The organism is Enterococcus sp. DIV1444a (assembly GCF_051712125.1).
Lineage (GTDB): Bacteria > Bacillota > Bacilli > Lactobacillales > Enterococcaceae > Enterococcus > Enterococcus faecalis.
This window is the reverse complement of record NZ_JBIOOG010000001.1, coordinates 795,509-815,020: the sequence shown is the minus strand read 5'-3', so window position 1 is coordinate 815,020 and position 19,512 is coordinate 795,509. Positions and strand designations below refer to the sequence as shown.

The 19,512-nt window shown below is 37.5% G+C and carries 17 protein-coding genes and 1 pseudogene; 3 read left to right on the top strand and 15 right to left on the bottom strand.

Features of this window, described 5'->3' with window-relative positions; genetic code table 11:
* Positions 1-25: 25 nt before the first annotated feature.
* The 13 genes and pseudogenes from IGI87_RS04150 to sfsA form a co-directional block, all read right to left on the bottom strand.
* On the bottom strand, positions 26-1,420 hold the full coding sequence (locus tag IGI87_RS04150) for a glycoside hydrolase family 1 protein (RefSeq protein WP_113795032.1): 1,395 nt from the start codon (positions 1,418-1,420) through the stop codon (positions 26-28).
* 83 nt (positions 1,421-1,503) lie between these two features.
* Positions 1,504-2,781, bottom strand: a complete 1,278-nt coding sequence (locus tag IGI87_RS04145; protein ID WP_002355920.1) for a PTS sugar transporter subunit IIC — start codon at positions 2,779-2,781, stop codon at positions 1,504-1,506.
* 65 nt (positions 2,782-2,846) lie between these two features.
* Complete coding sequence (locus IGI87_RS04140; RefSeq protein WP_002355919.1) at positions 2,847-3,167, bottom strand: PTS lactose/cellobiose transporter subunit IIA; 321 nt, start codon at positions 3,165-3,167, stop codon at positions 2,847-2,849.
* 22 nt (positions 3,168-3,189) lie between these two features.
* Complete coding sequence (locus tag IGI87_RS04135) at positions 3,190-3,516, bottom strand: PTS sugar transporter subunit IIB (RefSeq protein WP_002355918.1); 327 nt, start codon at positions 3,514-3,516, stop codon at positions 3,190-3,192.
* A 274-nt stretch (positions 3,517-3,790) separates the two neighbouring features.
* Positions 3,791-4,201 (bottom strand): DUF3284 domain-containing protein, encoded by a 411-nt coding sequence (locus IGI87_RS04130; RefSeq protein WP_002355917.1) that lies wholly within the window; start codon positions 4,199-4,201, stop codon positions 3,791-3,793.
* Entirely contained in the window at positions 4,201-4,401 is a 201-nt protein-coding gene (locus tag IGI87_RS04125; protein WP_002355916.1) for a DUF3188 domain-containing protein, read from the bottom strand. Before IGI87_RS04125 ends, IGI87_RS04130 begins: the two co-directional genes overlap by 1 nt.
* A 13-nt stretch (positions 4,402-4,414) precedes the next feature.
* On the bottom strand, positions 4,415-4,633 hold the full coding sequence (locus IGI87_RS04120) for a hypothetical protein (RefSeq protein WP_002355915.1): 219 nt from the start codon (positions 4,631-4,633) through the stop codon (positions 4,415-4,417).
* A gap of 43 nt (positions 4,634-4,676) precedes the next feature.
* Positions 4,677-6,140: a PTS sugar transporter subunit IIC gene (locus IGI87_RS04115; RefSeq protein ID WP_113795029.1), complete on the bottom strand. Its 1,464-nt coding sequence runs from the start codon at positions 6,138-6,140 to the stop codon at positions 4,677-4,679.
* A gap of 141 nt (positions 6,141-6,281) precedes the next feature.
* The gene (locus IGI87_RS04110; RefSeq protein ID WP_002355913.1) at positions 6,282-6,599 is read right to left on the bottom strand and encodes a PTS sugar transporter subunit IIB; all 318 of its coding nucleotides are present in this window, start codon (positions 6,597-6,599) and stop codon (positions 6,282-6,284) included.
* A gap of 228 nt (positions 6,600-6,827) precedes the next feature.
* Positions 6,828-9,533 carry a sigma 54-interacting transcriptional regulator gene (locus IGI87_RS04105; RefSeq protein ID WP_113795028.1) on the bottom strand — a complete coding sequence of 902 codons (2,706 nt, stop codon included), beginning with the start codon at positions 9,531-9,533 and terminating at the stop codon, positions 6,828-6,830.
* A gap of 44 nt (positions 9,534-9,577) precedes the next feature.
* Positions 9,578-10,879, bottom strand: coding sequence for a DEAD/DEAH box helicase (locus IGI87_RS04100; RefSeq protein ID WP_438736305.1), 1,302 nt, complete (start codon positions 10,877-10,879; stop codon positions 9,578-9,580).
* Positions 10,880-10,905: 26 nt separating this feature from the next.
* Positions 10,906-11,904 carry a Gfo/Idh/MocA family protein gene (locus IGI87_RS04095; protein WP_002355910.1) on the bottom strand — a complete coding sequence of 333 codons (999 nt, stop codon included), beginning with the start codon at positions 11,902-11,904 and terminating at the stop codon, positions 10,906-10,908.
* Between the two features lie 105 nt (positions 11,905-12,009).
* A pseudogene (sfsA, locus tag IGI87_RS04090) lies at positions 12,010-12,741 on the bottom strand (DNA/RNA nuclease SfsA).
* A gap of 198 nt (positions 12,742-12,939) precedes the next feature.
* Between sfsA and IGI87_RS04085 the strand changes: the two are divergent.
* The 3 genes from IGI87_RS04085 to zwf all read left to right on the top strand — a co-directional run bounded on the left by IGI87_RS04085 (position 12,940) and on the right by zwf (position 15,669).
* Positions 12,940-13,308, top strand: coding sequence for a DUF4828 domain-containing protein (locus IGI87_RS04085; RefSeq protein WP_104854485.1), 369 nt, complete (start codon positions 12,940-12,942; stop codon positions 13,306-13,308).
* A 169-nt stretch (positions 13,309-13,477) separates the two neighbouring features.
* Positions 13,478-14,146, top strand: a complete 669-nt coding sequence (locus IGI87_RS04080) for a metal-dependent transcriptional regulator (RefSeq protein WP_104854486.1) — start codon at positions 13,478-13,480, stop codon at positions 14,144-14,146.
* Positions 14,146-15,669 carry a glucose-6-phosphate dehydrogenase gene (zwf, locus tag IGI87_RS04075; RefSeq protein WP_104854487.1) on the top strand — a complete coding sequence of 508 codons (1,524 nt, stop codon included), beginning with the start codon at positions 14,146-14,148 and terminating at the stop codon, positions 15,667-15,669. Before IGI87_RS04080 ends, zwf begins: the two co-directional genes overlap by 1 nt.
* Before the next feature lie 49 nt (positions 15,670-15,718).
* Here zwf and ileS read toward each other — a convergent pair whose 3' ends face one another.
* The gene (ileS, locus tag IGI87_RS04070) at positions 15,719-18,499 is read right to left on the bottom strand and encodes an isoleucine--tRNA ligase (RefSeq protein WP_438736304.1); all 2,781 of its coding nucleotides are present in this window, start codon (positions 18,497-18,499) and stop codon (positions 15,719-15,721) included.
* Between the two features lie 309 nt (positions 18,500-18,808).
* Entirely contained in the window at positions 18,809-19,510 is a 702-nt protein-coding gene (gene divIVA, locus IGI87_RS04065) for a cell division protein DivIVA (protein ID WP_002355904.1), read from the bottom strand.
* Between the last annotated feature and the right edge of the window lie 2 nt (positions 19,511-19,512).

Here is a 19,512-nt window from a genome sequence, read left to right as displayed (position 1 = left end):
TTTTATCACAGAAACGGTTCTCTTTCTAAAAGCCGTTATTTGCTGTCATTTCTTTGAACCAACGACCGCTTTTCTTAATGGTCCGTTTCGCATCATCTTCTAAATCCACAGCGATAAAGCCGTAACGATTTTTATAGGCATTAAGCCAAGACCAGTTATCCATGCACGTCCACATATGATATCCTTGAACATTACTACCTTCTTGAATCGCTTGGTGGACCCATTTCAAGTGATCTTGCACAAATTCAATTCGATAATCATCTTCAATGACTCCTTGTTCATTGACAAAGCGTTCTTCTCCTTCTACGCCCATGCCATTTTCTGAAATGTAGCAGCGAATGTTGCCATAATTTTCTTTTAGATTCATTAATGTATCATAAATGCCTTTTTCGTAGATTTCCCAGCCACGGTAAGGATTCATTTTTTTGCCAGGCATATCATAGACATCATAAAAATCTTCTGGAAGTAAGCCTTCTGGTCGTGTTTCAACAGGTGTTTCTTTTGCTTTGGCACGACGTGGTTGATAGTAGTTTACCCCTAATAAGTCTACAGTATTTTCAGCAATTATTGCTAAATCTTCTGGCGTAGTTTCTGGCAACAAGTCATTTGCTTTCGCCCAGGCAACCATATCTTCTGGAAAATGGCCTTTAACAGCCGGATCTAAAAACGAACGGTTAAAGAAACCATCGACAAATTTAGCCGCATTTACATCGGCTTCATTGTGCTCATCACGAGGATAAGTCGGCGTTAAGTTTAAAATAATGCCAATTTCACCTGATAAGTTCATAGAATGATAGACGGCAATTGCTTTGGCACTAGCTAAAGCTTCATGATAGAGTACTTGAATCCCTTCTTTTAGATTCACTTTATCAGGATAATGCCAGCCATAGAGATAACCACCTTCAACTGGTACAATTGGTTCATTGTGCGTAAACCATTTTTTCACGCGATCGCCAAACAATTCAAAACAGGTTTTGGCAAAGTCAACATACAAATCAACCACTTCACGGCTTTCCCAACCGCCTTTTTCTTGAAGTACCATCGGCATATCAAAATGATACAAGTTCATAAAGGGCTCAATCCCGTGTTCTAATAAATCATCAATCACTTGATTATAAAAATCAACTGCTGTTTGATTGACTTTTCCTGTTGTAGGATCTGGAATTAAACGGCTCCATTGAATGGATGTTCGAAAGGAGTTATGTCCTGTTTCTTTCATTAACTGAATATCTTCTTGGTATTTTTTATAAAATTGTGAGGTCTTATCTGGACCGACTTGTTGAAAAAATTTTTCTGGCGCTTCTTGATACCAAAAATCCCAAATATTTTGACCTTTACCATCACCTTCAAAAACGCCTTCTGTTTGAGGACCGCTGGCTGCAGAACCCCACCAAAAATTTTCTGGAAATTGATATTTCATGTTGTTTGCTCCTTTACGATTTAATCATTAAAAAAAGGATTGAACCCTCCGTAAGAGTCCGGACGATTCAATCCTTCGATTTTTTACTCAGCTGCTTCTGCGGCTGCTTCTTGTTTCAAGTATTGATCTGTTGCTACTTTTACGAAAGGCATGTAGATCAAAATAGAAATCAATAAGTTAACAGCTGCTAAAACTCCGCCGGCGATACTCTTCGTTGCTAAAAATCCGCCAATAATTGGTGGTGTTACCCAAGGTGGCATAAAGGTTGCAGCTGGCACTAAACCAGTTGCTGTCGCCACATACGCAACAGTTACAAGAACCATTGGGACTAAAATGAATGGGATAAACATAATTGGGTTTAAAACAATTGGTAAACCGAACATGACTGGTTCATTAATATTAAATAGTCCTGGTGCTAAACTTAAGTTTGTAATGACTTTGTATGGTTTGTTACGACGACCTACGATAAAGATAGCAATTAACAGACCTAATGTTGCCCCTGTTCCACCTAAGTTTACAAATGAATCAAAGAAAGGTTTGTTTACAATGTAAGGAATTGCTTTACCTGCTTCTAAAGCTTTAATGTTCGCATCAATCGCTGGTACATTGATTGTTTGCATTAATGGGTCAACCATGTTGGCACCATGTAAACCAAAGAACCATAAGAATGGTGTAATGAAAGCTAACAATAATGCTGATGGGTAGCTGTTTGCAAGTCCCATAAATGGTTGTTGAACTGCTTCATAGAATGAAATAACGATATTGTCAATTCCTAAAGCAAATAGAATTGATGTAATTAAACTAAATAAACTGATTGTAATCATTGCTGGTAATAATGCCGCAAATGATTTTGCTACTGCTGGTGGTACACCATCAGGCATTTTGATAACTAATTTAGGATTGCCAGATAAACGTTGGAATAGTTCTCCTGAAATAAGTGCAATAATCAAAGCAATAAATAATCCAGTTGCGCCCATGCCTTCTAAGCCGCCAACTGCGAAGAATGAAGCTACAGAAACTGTACCGGCTGCAATGCCGTCTTTTCCATAAGATTTAACTAAATTGTGTGCTACTAAAAAGGCTACTAAAACGGCAAAGATTGCGAATGTGCCGTTCCAAATGTTGCCACCAAAGCTTTTCCAAATTGGTGCATCGTTATACATCATTGGGAAAATTTTGTTTAAAAAGTCCTCATATCCTGGAATTGGAATATTATTAATTAATACCGCCAAAGCCCCTAAAATCATTAATGGCATCGTTACGACAAACGCGTCACGAATTGCTACCAAGTGCCGTTGCGCTGCGATTACTGACGCTTTCGGCATAAAGTGTTTCTCCATCCATTGAACAAATCCGTCCATTGTTATTCCTCCTAATTAACGCTTTCTCAAGCGCGTTTTTCTTATAAGACGTATTGACAACGAGATTACTCGTTATCAATACGGCGATAAAGATCGATAATTTCTTTTGCTAAATCTGTAAATGCAATCGCAGTCATTAAATGATCTTGACTGTGCACTGTTAACAATGTTACTTGCATGTTATTGCCTTTTGCTTCTTCTGTTAACATTCCTGTTTGCGAATGATGTGCATGTACAAGTGATTCTTCTGCATCTGCAATTTTTTTGTCTGCTAATTCAAAATCCCCCGATTTTGCTGCGGCAATCGCTTCCATTGCATCGCTTTTAGCATTTCCGCCATACATGATTAAACCCATGATTGCTTCTAAGTTCTGTTGTCCGTCCATTACCTCTACCCCATTTTCTGCTCTAGTTTGATGATCCCATTAATGAAATTGCTTGATCTAAAACTTTTTCGCCATTCATCATGCCATAATCTGCCATGTTAATGACATCTAAAGGAATCCCTTTTGGTTGTAATTTTTGTTCAAATTGCCCTTTCATGAAACGAACTTGTGGGCCTAATAGTAAAACATTTACCTCTTTATTTTCCAAGTTTGTATCTGCTTCAGAAGCCGATACTGCAAAGATGTCTGCTTCCATACCACGATCTTCTGCTGCTTTTTGCATTTTTGTTACTAATAAACTCGTGCTCATTCCTGCGGAACAAACTAACATAATTGTTTTTTTTGCCATTTTCCTTCATCTCCTAAATTCTCTTTGTTTTGCTTTACACCTTTATATAAGCAAGAAGCGTGCCAAGTTTTAACATATTAAAAACCTTGATAAGACAACGTTTCTTGATATAGAAAGCGTGTACACACTAAAAATAAAACGATTACACACAGCTTTTTTGTGTGCGTTTCCAAAATAATATGCAACAAAAGAAAGTGAGCGATAAGTCGAAACGACTCATCGCTCACTTTCTAAAGCTGAAGAGAATCAACTGGACAAAAGCCGCTTTTTCCCTTTAAGCAGTTTCCATCATTTTAAGCATTTTATAAAACTGCTTCTTTTTAAAATAACTTAAAAAGATACCTAATACTGCATCATTCAGTTTTTGTAACGCCCCATAAGAAACCATTGTTTCTGTATAACGCAGTTCACAGCTTTTTTCATCAATTGGCTGGAGCTCATACCGCACCGAGAAATCATTTTTAGTTGTGGATGTTCGAAATTGATAGGTCTTATTTTCTACAGCTTCTTCAATAACTATTTTCGCGCGACTATTTTTACTATATTCTTTGATGTATTCAAACTTACGCAACTGCTTTCTTGTAAGAGTTTTGCCTGTTTGCTTACGGATATCAAAAATAACAGAATTCATTAATTGCGTGTAAAATTCATCTGCTGAAATAGTTAATGTTTTCGTAATTTCCATTACCGTTTCACCTCATCCTTTGTCGCCTCTTCTTCAGCAACTTTTTTTCCTTTAAAAAACAGGTAACCACCAAGTCCAATGAAAAAAATCCCCGTTGTCAGACTTAATAAATCATAGTTTAAGGAGCTGGGATTCAACGAATACAAAACAATCAAGAAGCCAATACTACATAAAAATAATCCATTTCTAATCATTTTCATCCATCCTATCTTTTTAGACTACCGTTGCTTGGAAGTATAAAACGCCACCCCAAGGTTGTTCCTTAATCAGCTGTTTTGCAACTTGTGCAGCAGTTTCAGGGTCTCCTTCAACTTCAAAAAATAACTTAATACCATTCTTTTCTTTAAAAGTAAATGTTTCATTTTCCCCTTGATATGCCTCTAATAAAGTAATAATTTCCTCTTGCTTCATTGCACTTGCAATCGAAATCATGCCGCTCGCTCCTTTCTATACAAGTAATTGCTGTTTTTATTGCCTATTGCTCACTTTCGCCTAACGCAGGATCCATTTTGTTAGCAGCGATAACAAACGGTGTCCAAATCAAGAAAGTGACTACCATACATACCAACGCTACGATTGGTGCGCGCCAGTCGGCACCTGTCGCTAAGAAAGATAATAGCAACGGCGGTGTCACCCATGCGACTTGTTGAGAAACTGGAGCTACAAACCCAAGATACGTTGCAACCCAGCCAATGGTAGTAGCAACTAATGGCGCAATTACAAATGGAATAAACATAATTGGATTCAGAACAACTGGTAAACCAAACATAATCGGTTCATTGATATTAAAGATTCCGGGTCCTAATGATAATTTACCGACTGTTAAATAATCTGCTCGTTTGGAGAATAACAAGATTGCAATAATTAGGACGATTGTACCGCCTGAACCACCAAACCAAGCAAAAGCATCAAACGAACCACGGACCCACATGTAGGCTTTACCGTCGTCAATAGCGGCTAAAACCGCAGCTGTTCCTGTTTTTCCTTCATAACCTTTTTGGAAAATATCAATATTGATTAATTGTGCTTGTCCCCAAATTCCTTCAAGAACTGGTGCCAAAACGTTTGGCCCATGAATACCAAAGAACCAGAAAATTTGAACAAAAACTGTTACGATTAACACAGCGCCTAGTCCTTGTGATAACCCAAGAAACGGTTCCGCAATATATTTTTGAATTAAGTCAATTAATAATTGACCGCCTGAAAGTTTTGAGACAGTAAAGTTAATAATTGCTACGACATACAACGCGATTGTTGCTGGTAAAATTGCCGCAAACGCTTTTGAAACTGCTGGCGGAACAGAATCAGGCATTTTTATTGTTAAATCTGCTTGCATTAATTTACAAAAAATAATGGTTGATAAAGCGCCCATAATCATCACTGTAAAGAAAGCGTTACCATTTAAATGATTGAGATTTAACCAACCCCATGGATTGACAGTCAATTGATTATTAGCAATTGACGCACCAATTTCTGCACCATTAATTGCGTTGGCAATCTTTTCTGGCACTTTTACAGCTAATTCAGCTGTGTTATTTGGTGCAAAAGCAACACCTGAAATTAAGGTAGCTAAACTGACAATCCCACCAGCTAGCTCATTCACATTGTATGCTTTCGCTAAGTTATAGCCCCAAGAAAAAGCGAAAATCAAACCAGCGATAGCCAATGTACCATTCCAAACAAAACCATTAATCCCAATGATGACATTCAATACTGCAAAAATACCTTTGTCTGCTTCCAAACTTGCCGCATAAGTTGAGACAAACTCTTGGGGAAGATCTCGAATAATTGCGTTAATCATTACGGCGACTGATCCAGCCATTGTCGCAGGTAATGTACCAATAAAAGCATCCCTTAGTGCCACCAGATGTTTCTGTGCACCAATTTTTGCGGCAGTTGGTAAGATATATTTTTCCATCCATGCCATTAATCCGTTCATTTTTATTCCTCCTGTATCCATTTATATTTATTAAAAAGGCAGTAGCCTCATTAAACGAATGAATCGAGCGTACAAAATAAAACCTTTGGTAACATGCACTATCCTTATTTGCTATTCACTTTTCTTAAACGTTTTAATTTCTTATCCCATTAATGAAATTGCTTGATCTAAAACTTTTTCGCCATTCATCATGCCATAGTCCGCCATGTTAATTACATCTAAAGGAATCCCTTTTGGTTGTAATTTTTGTTCAAATTGCCCTTTCATGAAACGAACTTGTGGACCTAAAAGTAAAACATTCACCTCTTTATTTTCCAAGTTTGTATCTGCTTCAGAAGCCGATACTGCAAAGATGTCTGCTTCCATGCCACGATCTTCTGCTGCTTTTTGCATTTTTGTTACTAATAAACTCGTGCTCATTCCTGCGGAACAAACTAACATAATTGTTTTTTTTGCCATTTTTTCTTCATCTCCTTAAAAGTTATGACGTTATACACTTTATTTATAGCAATAATTGTGCCAAGTTTTTTCCTCATTAAAATACTGATATAACAGCTTTTGTCATCGAAAAAAGCGTGCACACACTAAAAGAAAACGCTTACACACATGAATTTGTGTGTAAGTTACCAAAAGAAAACATCAAGAAAAAAGAGAGCGTTTTCTCATTTCTTGATGTTTTTTTATTTATTATTGTTTACTTTTAATTTCATTTTCTAAAAACATTTGGGTAACATGCGCAACTTCTGCTTCCGGGATCGTCACACGATACGCCCGTTCAATTAACATAAAATTCGTGCGTACGACATCGATTTCTAAACGATGTGTTTTAACATATTCCGCTAAGTTTGGAAAAGTTCTTGCTTCTTCTCCTTTAATTAAAGCATCTACCAGAAAAGCCAAATGAATCATGATTCCGGCATCCACCCCTGGTTCAACAATAATATGCATGTCTGTTTGTATTTGATGAACTGTTTTTTGTAACATGAGAATTAATTTTTGTAAGGAGTCCACAGAAGTAATAACGCCACTTAGTGAATGAACAATTGTATCAATCGCCACTTCATCACTAGCAATCCGTTTCAGTACATTTAATTTTTCATCATCAAAAATATCATAGACAGAAAAGAATGGAATATTTTGATATTCAACATCCACAGTTCCCGCAATGGCCTTAATTTCATATTCTTCCATCAAGTTGTCGATATGCTTTTTAAACGTTTCTCGTTCAATAAATTGCATTTGAATCAGTTCCACTTTTGTTTCATCAATAACTGGTAAGATTCGTTGGTATAGTTTTGCGGCAACCCCTTCTCCTGTAAAGCACGTCACGATTACTGCTTTTTTAACGTTTTGACGTTTTTGCAGACTAGAGCGAAATTGTTCTCTCACAACGCTTTCAAAAGAAAGTTGAATATTTTGGTAAATGTCCTCTAAACTTCGTCCCACGCTTGCCATTCGAATAGCTTCTAAGACAATCATTGTGCTCGTCATTGTAATCGCCTTCGTTCGGATACCTGTTTCTTCAAACAACATATTTCCAAACGAATTTAATGAACCCATATCCGTCAGTAACAAAATCCCATTATTTAACGATTCTTTTTGCGCAATTACTTGGTTTCGTAATTGTTCATACATCGTTTGAACTTCCATCGTTAACGGCATATTCATCGCTGTTCCGATTGATGTTCCTAAAAGTTCTTGGGCGGTTTTCAACATACTTGAGGCAGTAGAATCCCCATGCATTAAGACGAACACACCAACATTATTTTCTGGAGTTCTTTCTTCTTTACCGACATTAATAGATAAAAACATACTAATAAAGCCAATTTCATCGAAAGGAATCTCTATGTTGTTCTCTTCTTCAATAATAGAAGATAAATCTAAGGCTACTTGAAATTCTTTTTTCATATTTTTACGGACATTATTTAAATCAGGATGAACAATCACATGACCTTCTTTGACACGTTCAATCGTACTTTGTAAATGAAGTGCAAAGGCAAAGCGCGCTGTTTCATTGTACGTGTGTTCCAAACGCTCTTCTGCGATATCATAAAGACGATTCGTTAAGTCCCAAATAGCTTCTGGTAGTAACTCCTTATGTAAAGAATGTTGGGTTAATTCTTCGACATAATTTTTAAAATACGCATTCATATCTTTAGAAATCAATTCTTCTAAATCAACATTTTCTAGGTCAGCTTCGGACAAGTCAGCGACTTTTTCTTCAATTTCATTGTACACTTGCATGTCTCTAGCTGGATCTTGCGACCAAACAATTTTGTTGGTACCAGGCTGAAAAGATAAATAATTACTTTTACTATCGACAAATTGATCTAAGCGCTCAGGTACTTCTTTAATTTTTAATAATCCTTTTTGGACAGGTAACGATAAATCCCGTTTACGGATAACCAAGTGTTCTAAATTGTGCGTCCGATAATAAAGAAATGACTTAGCACAAACTAATTTTAAGTCCCGCTTCACCTGACCAATATTTCCTTCTGCATCGTATAACATGAACGCCAACACTGCTTCGCGTTCGATATCAATTTGTTGGCCCAAACGTGTTGCCTCTTGCTGAATAAATAACGAAATGATGGCATAACGCTCATCTAGCGTCCGTGCATCTAAAGATGGCAATGTAATCGACATCGGAATCCGCCGATTAAAAGTGGTTAAAAAGTTTTCTGATGATTCCGTTGTCGCACCAATAATTTGAACAGAGGCTTCATAGGTTTGGCCACTTTCTCCTAATGGACGGTACACGCCTTTATCAATAAAAGTAAAGAGCATTTCTTGACCTTCTGGCGGTAAGCGATGAATTTCATCTAAAAAGAGAATCCCGCCATCTGCTTTTGCCATTAAGCCTGGACTATCTTCATTCGCACCAGTATAGGCACCTTTTTTTACACCAAAGATATGACCAAATAATAATTGTGGGTTTTGCGCATAATCAGCACAATTAAAAGAGACAAAAGGGGCATCTTCATCTAAGGTTTTTGAATCAATTGCAAAACGGTACATACATTCAGCAAAAAGAGATTTCCCTGTTCCTGTTTTCCCAAAAATAATCGTATGCAAACCTCTTGGTGGATATAAAATAGCCGCCTTAGCCTGCTGAATACTCACTTTTAAAGAATCATTGGCACCTACTAATGTATCAAAACTAACAGCTGTGGACTCATCCACATGGACTTGTTCCCCTTCATTGATTGTTGGCACTGAATAGATGACAGGACGTCCAGTACTTCTAGTAATTTTCTTTTCTTTGAATAATTCATTTAAATAACGGCTGGCATTACTACGGTCAATCATTAACTGTTCTGCTACCGCTCCTGCCGTTAAGCCAGTTTCATTTTTTTGAAGTAACGCTAAGATTTCTTCCTTCCGAGATTTCATGGAATCCTCCTCGATACAACGTTCTGCTTGAAGCTCGTAAAGCGTTATTTCTTCGCTTTACGAGCTCCTTTGTTTTTCGTGTTTTTCTTTTTGTTTTTCTTCTTTTTACGTGTTTCTTGCGGTTCTTTGACGCCATGATTTACTGTTTCTGGTTTTCTTTCTTTCGTACTCTTTTTTTCTGAATACGTATCTTTGGCTACGTTCTTTTTTTCTAATTCATCTTTGGCTTTTGGCTGCTCATGAAGTGCACCATCATATAAAAAGATTTCCTGATAGGGAATGGCTAATTGTTTCATTAAACGTTGATAATCTCTTTTAGTGCCGTCATTGATAAACGTAATCACTGCCCCTTGTGCACCCATCCGTCCAACGCGACCAGCGCGATGAATATAGCTCTCTTCAGTTAAAGGAACATCTACGTTTACGACGTAAGGGACCCCTGTGAAATCTAAGCCCCGTGCCGCAATATCCGTGGTTAGTAACAACTTCACTCGTTCTGCTTTAAATTGATCGATTGCCAATTTACGCAACTGTTTACTTTGATCTGAAGCCAGACCAATAGCTGGCACATTCTCGTAAACTAATTTTTCTTCTGCTGCACCTAAATCAGCAACTTGATTGAAGAAGACCATACTTCTGAATGCTTCTGTATGTGCCAAACGACGTAAGTAATCGGCTTTTTTTCTTGGCGCTAACCGAATAAAATAGTGGGCGACTTGACCTGCTGAAGTATCTTCTTCCGTCACATCAATCACCTGTAATTTTTGACTTAAAGATTGCGCTTGATTCACAACACGGTCAGCGGTAGCTGAATAAAAAACAAGTTGGTATTCGGTTGGTGTGTGTGTCAAAATTTGTTTGGTTAAACTTAGCTCTTCCTCTTGGAAAAGTTGATCAACTTCATCCATTACGATTGTTTTTAACAACTGAGCTTTGACTTTTTTATTCTTCATTAACTCTAAAATCCGACCCGGTGTTCCGATTAACACTTCGGGGCGTTTTTTTAACTTGTCAATCTGGCGTGAAACATTGGCCCCACCGATTAACGTTTGAACCGTTAATTGAAGTGGCTTAGCCCAAGTCCGAGCAACCTCAGCAATTTGCATAGCTAATTCTTGAGACGGAGCAATAATCAACAATTGATTTCCCTGTCCTTTTTCAACAGTTAAGAGTAAAGGCAGCATGTAAGCAAGTGTTTTTCCAGTTCCTGTCGGCGAAATTCCTAAAACATTTTCTCCTTCGCGAAGGGGCGTAAAACTTTTTTCTTGAATCGTTGATGGTTCGTTAAAGCCAGAAGCTTGCCACTGTTCTTGCCAAGCCTCTGGAAGTTGTTCTAAAAATCTCATATTGTTCCTTTCCTATCGCTTAATTCTTATTTATCAGCATCAAAAATAATGCCGGCACTATGACGTAAATCAGTGACTACTTTATTGACATTTCGAGCAAGCTCAACCCATTCTTCATACTTGGTGCCCCAATACTTATCTGTTGGGTTATTTAAAACTGCTGCAAAATCACGAGCTTCTTCAATCATTGGATTATCGGCTACTTGAATATCTAAGACATCACGTTCTTCATGTGCGCGATCATGGTACTCAGCCGAAGAAATAGCATTGACACTATCTAAAATCAAGGTCCCGTTTTCAAAGTAAATTTCGGATGGCGCAAAAGAATCACTAATTTTCCCAGTGTTTAACGTCACGTCAAACTGATCATAACGTAAAATAATTGTTCCTAAGCCATCGACACCTGTCGCAATTTTACTAGCAAAATAATGGCTTTCGTTTGGTACGCCAAACCAGCCCAAGGCTGCATAAACTAAATAAACGCCTAAATCTGCTAAGGCTCCCCCAGAAAAATGAGGAGAAAAAATATTTGGCTCTTTGCCTTCTAATACTTGATCATAGCGAGAAGAATATTTCATATACGTAAAATTCGCACCTAAAATTTGGTTTTTTAATGGCAATAATTCAGCAATTTTTTGGAAACTTTGCTCATGAATATTACGGGCCGCTTCAAAGAAATACACACGATTTTTATTCGCTAATTCAATAATTTCTGCCATCTCATCAGGCGTTGAAAAAGCTGGTTTTTCAACAATTACATTTTTTTTCGCTAAAATTGCTTGTTTCGCTTGTTCAAAATGTAATGAATTTGGTGAGGCAATATAAACCGTATCCATATGTGCAATACCAAAAAACGTCTCTAAATCAATTGCATATTCCACATCCCCATAGCGAGAACCAAATTCTTGTGCCGTTGCTAGTTTCCGAGAATAAACAGCCGTTAAATCATACGCACCCGTTTCTAAAGCTGCTGCAACAAATTGATGACTAATCCAATTGGTACCAATTACGCCTAAATGTATCATAATCAAAAACCTCCATTTTTTGTTTATTTACTCTCTTTATAATAGTAATCTCTCGTACAAAAGTCACGTAATTACCCTGCCTTAAAGTGCTAGGAGTTCTTCAAGTTATTTATTAGGATCATCAAATGCCTGTAATAAATCAAAGGTTACCTGTGACTTAAGTTCAATCGTTGCTGGTGTTACGTGGCAATTGTAAGCAAGGACTTGCACACCTTGATCAATTGCAGCACCCACATTTTCAGCAAAGGCGGGTTGCATCTCTTGGTGAATCGTTGCTTGCTTAATTTCTTCAAATTGGACCACAAACAAAATGTAACAGCGGTAACCCGCTTTAGTTGCAGCCATTAGTTCAGTGACATGCTTCAAGCCACGAAGTGTTGGCGCGTCAGGAAAAGCACCAACGCCTTTGTTTTCTAAAGTCATGCCTTTCACTTCGACAAAAGCTTGTTCGTCTGCATCCGTTTCCACGAGAAAATCAAATTTTGAATGTGCAAATCGTTGCTCACGTTTAACAGTTTGGATCGTACCAACTAAACCAGGAAGCACAATTTGACCATTTTTTAACGCTTCATTGACTAATGTATTCGGTACTTGGCTATCAATATTAATCCAAAAAGAACCTTTTTTTACTGCAATCAAATCGTAATCTGTTTTTCTTTTAGGCGATGGTTGATAACTAAGCGCCACAATAGCACCTGGTAAAAAGACTTCTTTCCCTCTGCCAGTATTTTTGACATGTGTGACCACTTCTTCATTCGTCTCCATTTAACGACAGTGTGCAATAAACCGATTGGGTCGTTCGATAAAATAAGCGAGTTGGACATTCGGGTACTTCATACACAGACTTCCTTTCTTACACACTATACCATAAAAAAACAAGGAAAAGTATAGACCAAAACCAACAATTTTACTATCTTGTGTCAATCATTAAATATTTGTCAATTCTCAGCGATTTAGTCGAATATTTTAGACAAGTTCTATATAATAAAAGTAACGAAGACGAATAAATGAAAATGAAGGTTAGGAGGAATTTCTTTGAAAAAACATTGGACTTTCTTGGTTGGTGCATCTTTACTTACTGGATTAGCAGGCTCTATCCTCTGGAAAAAAAACAAACAGCTCCCTTCCCCACAGGAGCTTCAACACAATTATACTGGGCATTGGTGGTTTGTAGACGTGAAGAAAGCCACGCAACACACCTTGGAAATCACCTCATCTTTCAATGTTTTCATTGATGGTAAACAAATGCATGCCATGCTTGTTGAATTAAGTCCTAAACGCTTAGTTATCTTAGACAAGTTAGGTTATCATTTAATCATTCAATGTGAAAATGGTGTCCCTGCAACGCTTTACGATGAAGCCGACGACGAAACCTACACACTAGAACGTGCCATTTACAATTAACAAATCACCCACGCACATGAAATTAAGCATGTGTCGTGGGTGATTTGTTTTTTGCATCCCTTGCAAAAGCATTCAGAAAGTTTTCTTACAACTTGAATATTATTAAATAGTCAAATGCGCCTTTTTCTGATAAACTTAGGATGATGTTTTTTTGAAAGGATGAGCCCCTATGACACCAAATCGCGAAGACTATTTAAAATTAATTTTTGAATTAGGTGGCGACGAAGTTAAAGTGAATAATAAACAAATTGTTTCTGGACTAGATGTTTCGGCAGCTTCGGTTAGTGAGATGATTTCAAAGTTAGTAAAAGAAGATTTGGTTGAGCATTCTCCTTATCAAGGGGTACAATTAACTGAAAAAGGCTTAAAAAAAGCGAGTACGTTAATTCGCAAACACCGAATCTGGGAAGTCTTTTTAGTAGAGCACTTAAATTATACTTGGAATGACGTTCACGAAGAGGCAGAAGTTTTAGAACATGTTACTTCACAAACGCTTGTGAACCGATTAGCGGATTATTTAAATCATCCAGAATTTTGTCCACACGGTGGTGTTATTCCCGAAGATAATCAACCCATTCATGAGGAAAAACGCCAAACGCTAACAGACTACCCTGTTGGCACAAAAATTCGTATTGCGCGTGTCTTAGACGAAAAAGAATTACTGGATTATTTAGTTTCCATTGATTTAAATATTCAAGAAGAATATACAATTAAAGAAATTGCTGCATATGAAGGACCTATCACCATTTATAATGAACACAAAGAACTATCCGTCAGCTTCAAAGCAGCAAACACAATTTTTGTTGAGCCGTTGATTAGAGAAAGTGAGGAAAACTAATGAATGAAAAAGTAGCTTTATTTACTATTTTCGGGGGGACAGGCGATCTTGCCAAACGCAAATTGTATCCTTCCCTGTTCCGCTTATATAAAAAAGGATTATTAGCTGAGCGTTTTGCGGTGATTGGTACTGCACGTCGGGAATGGACAGACGAATACTATCGTGAAATCGTTCGTGAAACCATTCAAGACTTAAAGCCCACGGCCGAAGAGGCGACTGAATTTTCTAGTCATTTCTATTATCAATCACATAATGTGAATGATACGGAACATTATAATACCTTAAAAGAATTATCTGATCGTCTAAATGAACAATATCATTTAGAGGGCAATCACGTATACTATTTAGCTATGGCCCCTCAATTCTTTGGAACCATTGTTAATCACTTGAAATCGCAACATATTATTTCGGAAGAAGGCTTTGATCGTCTAATTATCGAAAAGCCATTTGGTTCTGACTATGAATCTGCCTACGAATTAAATGAAGAGATTCGTGCTGCATTTCCTGAACAAGATATTTTCCGAATTGACCATTACTTAGGCAAAGAAATGATCCAAAATATTTCAGCCATTCGTTTTGCCAATAATATTTTTGAATCACAATGGAACAATCGTTATATTGATAATGTCCAAATTACCTTCGCTGAAAGCTTAGGTGTCGAGGATCGTGGCGGCTATTATGACCACAGTGGTGCACTAAAAGATATGGTTCAAAATCATATTTTACAAGTCGTTGCTTTGCTTTCTATGGAGCCTCCTGTTGCCTTTTCTGAAAAAGAAATTCGGACTGAAAAAGTAAAAGCTTTACGTGCTATCCGCCTTTATTCTGAAGAAGAAGCCCTTCAAAATTTCGTGCGTGGACAATACGGCGAAGGTCAGCTAGCTGATCAAACATTTGCAGCCTATCGTGATGAACCGAATGTGGCAGAAACTTCATCCACTGAAACTTTTGTTGCTGGTAAATTTTTAATTGATAATTTCCGTTGGTCTGGCGTCCCTTTCTATGTTCGCACAGGTAAACGATTAACTGAAAAAGGCACACGCATTAACATCGTCTTTAAACAAGTACCTATTAATGTCTTCAAAGATGATACGTGTGAAGAATGTGATAAAACCGATTTACCACCGAATGTTTTAACCATCTATATCCAACCAACTGAAGGATTTTCATTAACCTTAAATGGAAAAGAAATCGGTCAAGGCTTCAATACAACACCAGTGAAACTTGATTTCCGTCAAAGTGCTGAAATGACTGAAAATAGTCCAGAAGCATACGAAAAACTTCTATTAGACTGCCTAAATGGCGATAGTACAAACTTTTCTCATTGGGACGAAGTTGCCCAATCTTGGCGCATTGTTGATATTATTCGACATGCTTGGGATAAAACAGACGTTTCTTTCCCTAATTATGCTGCTGGCACAATGGGCCCGCAAGCTGCCTTCGACTTATTAGAAAAAGATGGCTTTACTTGGGAATGGCAACCAGATAACTGGTATCGTGACCGCGGTCAACTTGATCAATAAACAAGAAAAAAGATCCGCTAGTTAACGACTAGCGGATCTTTTTTCTTGTTTATTCGAATCCTTCAGCAACCGCTTCTGGATAATTTTCTTCCACAATGTGTGCGCAACGGCCACAAAGTGTTGGTAATTTTTCATCTGAGCCGACATCTTGACGAACGGAACGACAACGGTCACACGTTTCGCCTTCTGCTTTTTCAACTAAAATAGCCATGTCTTCAAATTGAACAGCTTCACTAGGTGCTACTTCTTTGGATACTTCAAAGTCGGAAACAATTAGTAATTGAGCAATATCTGCATCAACAGCTGTCATTAATTGATGAATTTGTTCATTTGGATAAACGGTCACTTTGGCTTCTAACGATTTACCGATTAATTTAGAATGACGAGCTTCTTCCAACGCTTTTAAGACATTGTCACGGAAATCCATAAAGGCTGCCCATGTATCCATCAATTCTTCTTCATTAGTAAACGTTTCGTAACCTGGGAATTCAGCTAATTGCACATACTCTTCTTCTTCTTGTAAGAAACTCCAAATTTCTTCCGCTGTATGTGGAATAATTGGTGTCAATAGTTTTGTTAATGAAACCAATGTTTGGTAGAAAACAGTCTGCATACAACGACGTTGATAATCATTTTCTGCTTCAATATAAACGACATCTTTCGCAAAGTCTAAATAGAAAGAAGATAAATCTACCGTTAAGAAGTTCATAACTGTCCGATAAATATGCATGAAATTATATTTTTCATACCCATTTTCACGGATTTCTTGAATGACTTGATTTAAACGAACCGTCATGTATTTATCTACAGAACGTAAATCAGCATAAGCTACAGTATGCTCAGCTGGATTAAAATCACTCGTATTCGCTAACAAGAAACGCATAGTATTACGGATTTTCCGGTACACTTCAGATACTTGGTTTAAGATATCCATTGAGACACGCACATCGGCTTCCGCGTCAACACTACTTACCCACAAGCGTAAGATATCTGCCCCCATTTGGTTGATAACTTTTTCAGGTAAGATAGTATTGCCTAACGATTTACTCATCTTACGGCCTTCGCCATCGAGAACCATCCCTTGAGAAATGATTGATTTATAAGGCGCTACCCCATTGATAGCGACACTTGTTGTAATGCTTGAGTTAAACCAACCACGATATTGGTCAGAACCTTCTAAATACATATCTGCTGGGAAAGTTAACTCTTCTCTTTCTCGTAAAACTCCTTCATGTGAAGAACCTGAGTCAAACCAAACGTCCATGATATCTGTTTCTTTGGTAAACTCGCCATTTGGTGAACCTGGATGTGTAAAGCCTGCTGGTAGTAACTCTTTTGCTTCACGCATAAACCAGATATTTGATCCATGTTCTGCAAATAAATTCGCTACATGTTCAATTGTTTCTGGCGTAATGATGGCTTCCCCATTTTCAGCATAGAAGATTGGTAATGGCACACCCCACGCTCTTTGGCGAGAGATTACCCAATCACCACGGTCACGAATCATATTATACAAACGTGTTTTTCCCCAAGGAATTAGCCAGTCAACTTTCTCAACTTCATCTAAAATATCTTGACGGAATTTAGAGATTGAAGCAAACCATTGTGGCGTTGCACGGTAGATAACTGGTTTTTTGGTACGCCAGTCATGTGGATAACTATGCGTAAAGAAATCTAATTTTAATAACGCGCCTTTTTCTTCTAATAACTCAGTAATCATTGGATTCGCTTTATCATAGAAAATCCCTTCAAAGCCAGGTGCTTCATCTGTAAAGACTCCTCGACTGTCAACAGGAGAAATAACAGGTAGATCATATTTACGGCTAACGATATAGTCATCTTCACCATGTCCCGGTGCGGTATGAACTAAGCCAGTCCCGGCATCTAGCGTCACGTGGTCGCCTAGCATAACAAGTGATGTTCGATCATAGAATGGATGTTGAGCTGTCATACGATCTAATTTTTCACCAGAAAATTCTCGCAAGACTTCTACTTCTTCCCAACCAATCGATTCTTTAACTGTTGCTAATAAATCTTTAGCAATTACAAATTTACGACCGTCTGCCTTCACTTCAACATACGTAAAATCAGGATTAACTGAAATACCTAAGTTGGCTGGTAATGTCCAAGGGGTTGTCGTCCAGATTACAAAGGCTGTCTCGTTATCTAAAAGACCTTTACCATCGACCACATTAAAAGCTACATAAATAGAAGGTGATTTTACATCTTTGTATTCAATTTCTGCTTCTGCTAAAGAAGATTCGCTTGAAGGAGACCAATAAATTGGTTTTAAGCCTTTATAAATATAGCCTTTTTCTGCCATCTTACCAAAAACACGAATTTCTGCTGCTTCATACTCTGGATCTAACGTAATGTATGGATGTTCCCAATCGCCTGACACACCCAAACGTTTAAAATCGTTACGTTGTTTATCGACTTGTGATAAGGCATACTCTTTACATTTTTCGCGATACTCAGCGACAGTCATTTCTTTACGTTTAACCCCTTTATTGGTTAACACTTGCTCAATTGGTAAACCATGGGTATCCCAACCTGGCACATAAGGAGAACGGAAACCGGACATTGATTTTGAACGAATAATAATATCTTTACTGATTTTATTTAAAGAATGCCCTAAATGGATATTTCCGTTTGCATACGGAGGTCCATCATGTAAAACAAAGGTTGGTTTTCCTTCGTTTAGTTTTTGACGTTGTTCATATAAGCCTTTTTCTTCCCAATCTTTTTGCCATTCTGCTTCACGGTTAGGCAAGTTTCCACGCATTGGAAAAGCTGTTTTTCCTAATTGCAATGTTTCTTTCATTTTCATATGCATTTGCCTCGCTTTCATTTTATTGATTTAATTGTGTTATTCATACTAAAGATGAACGATAGCTGATAAAAGTAGATAAAAAAAGAGTACTCCATCCCAAGGGACGAAGTACTCGTGTTACCACCCAAATTCAAAGTAGAGTTACCCCTACTTTCTCTGAAATTGATAACGGTAATTATCCGGCAGTTCCTACTCAAACGTTCAGAACTGCATCTAGGATAGAGGATCTGTTTAATGCCAGTGTCTGTCAAACTTTCACTATCATTGACTCGCTGCTAAGAATAAACATTAAACGTTCTGTTCTATCTATTTTGATTCTTCTTCAATTGTTTCTTCAGTGACTTCAATTACAGGCTTTTTTTCTACTACAGCATCTGTGTTCTCTTCAGAGTTTACAACAGTTTCATTTTCGTTGTCAAGGTCTTGTTCATCAAGAATTTCCTTAACTGCTGTATGTTTGTCTCCGACATAACTAGAAAAAGGCTTTAAAATCTCTTCCCACTCTTCACTCTTTACTTGCTCTAATTGAGTTTCAAGCATTAAGCTTAAGCGTTGATGGAAGACACGTGTTTTCTTCTTCAAGTCTTCTGTTTCCCCAGCTAATTGACGGGCACGTTCAATTGCTTCTGCTAAAATTTGTGTTGACTTCGCTTCAGCATCTGCAATCATTGCATTTGATTTACGTTCTGCTTCTACCAAGGTTTCTTTGGCTTGGTTATCTGCCGAAGTGATAATCATTTCTGACTCTTTATTGGCACTTGATTTCACTTTATCAGCGGTATCTTGTGCAACAATAATTGATTGGTTCAATGCATCTTTCAATTCATTGAAGTATTGTAATTTTTCTTCTGCGTGTTTTAATGATTTCTCAAGTTCACGATTTTTTTGTAATGCATCTTCATAATCACGTGTGACTTGATCTAAAAAGTCATCTACATCGTCTTGATTATAGCCTCTCATTTTTGTTGAGAAGTCTTTGTTTTGAATATCTAATGGAGTTAATGCCATAT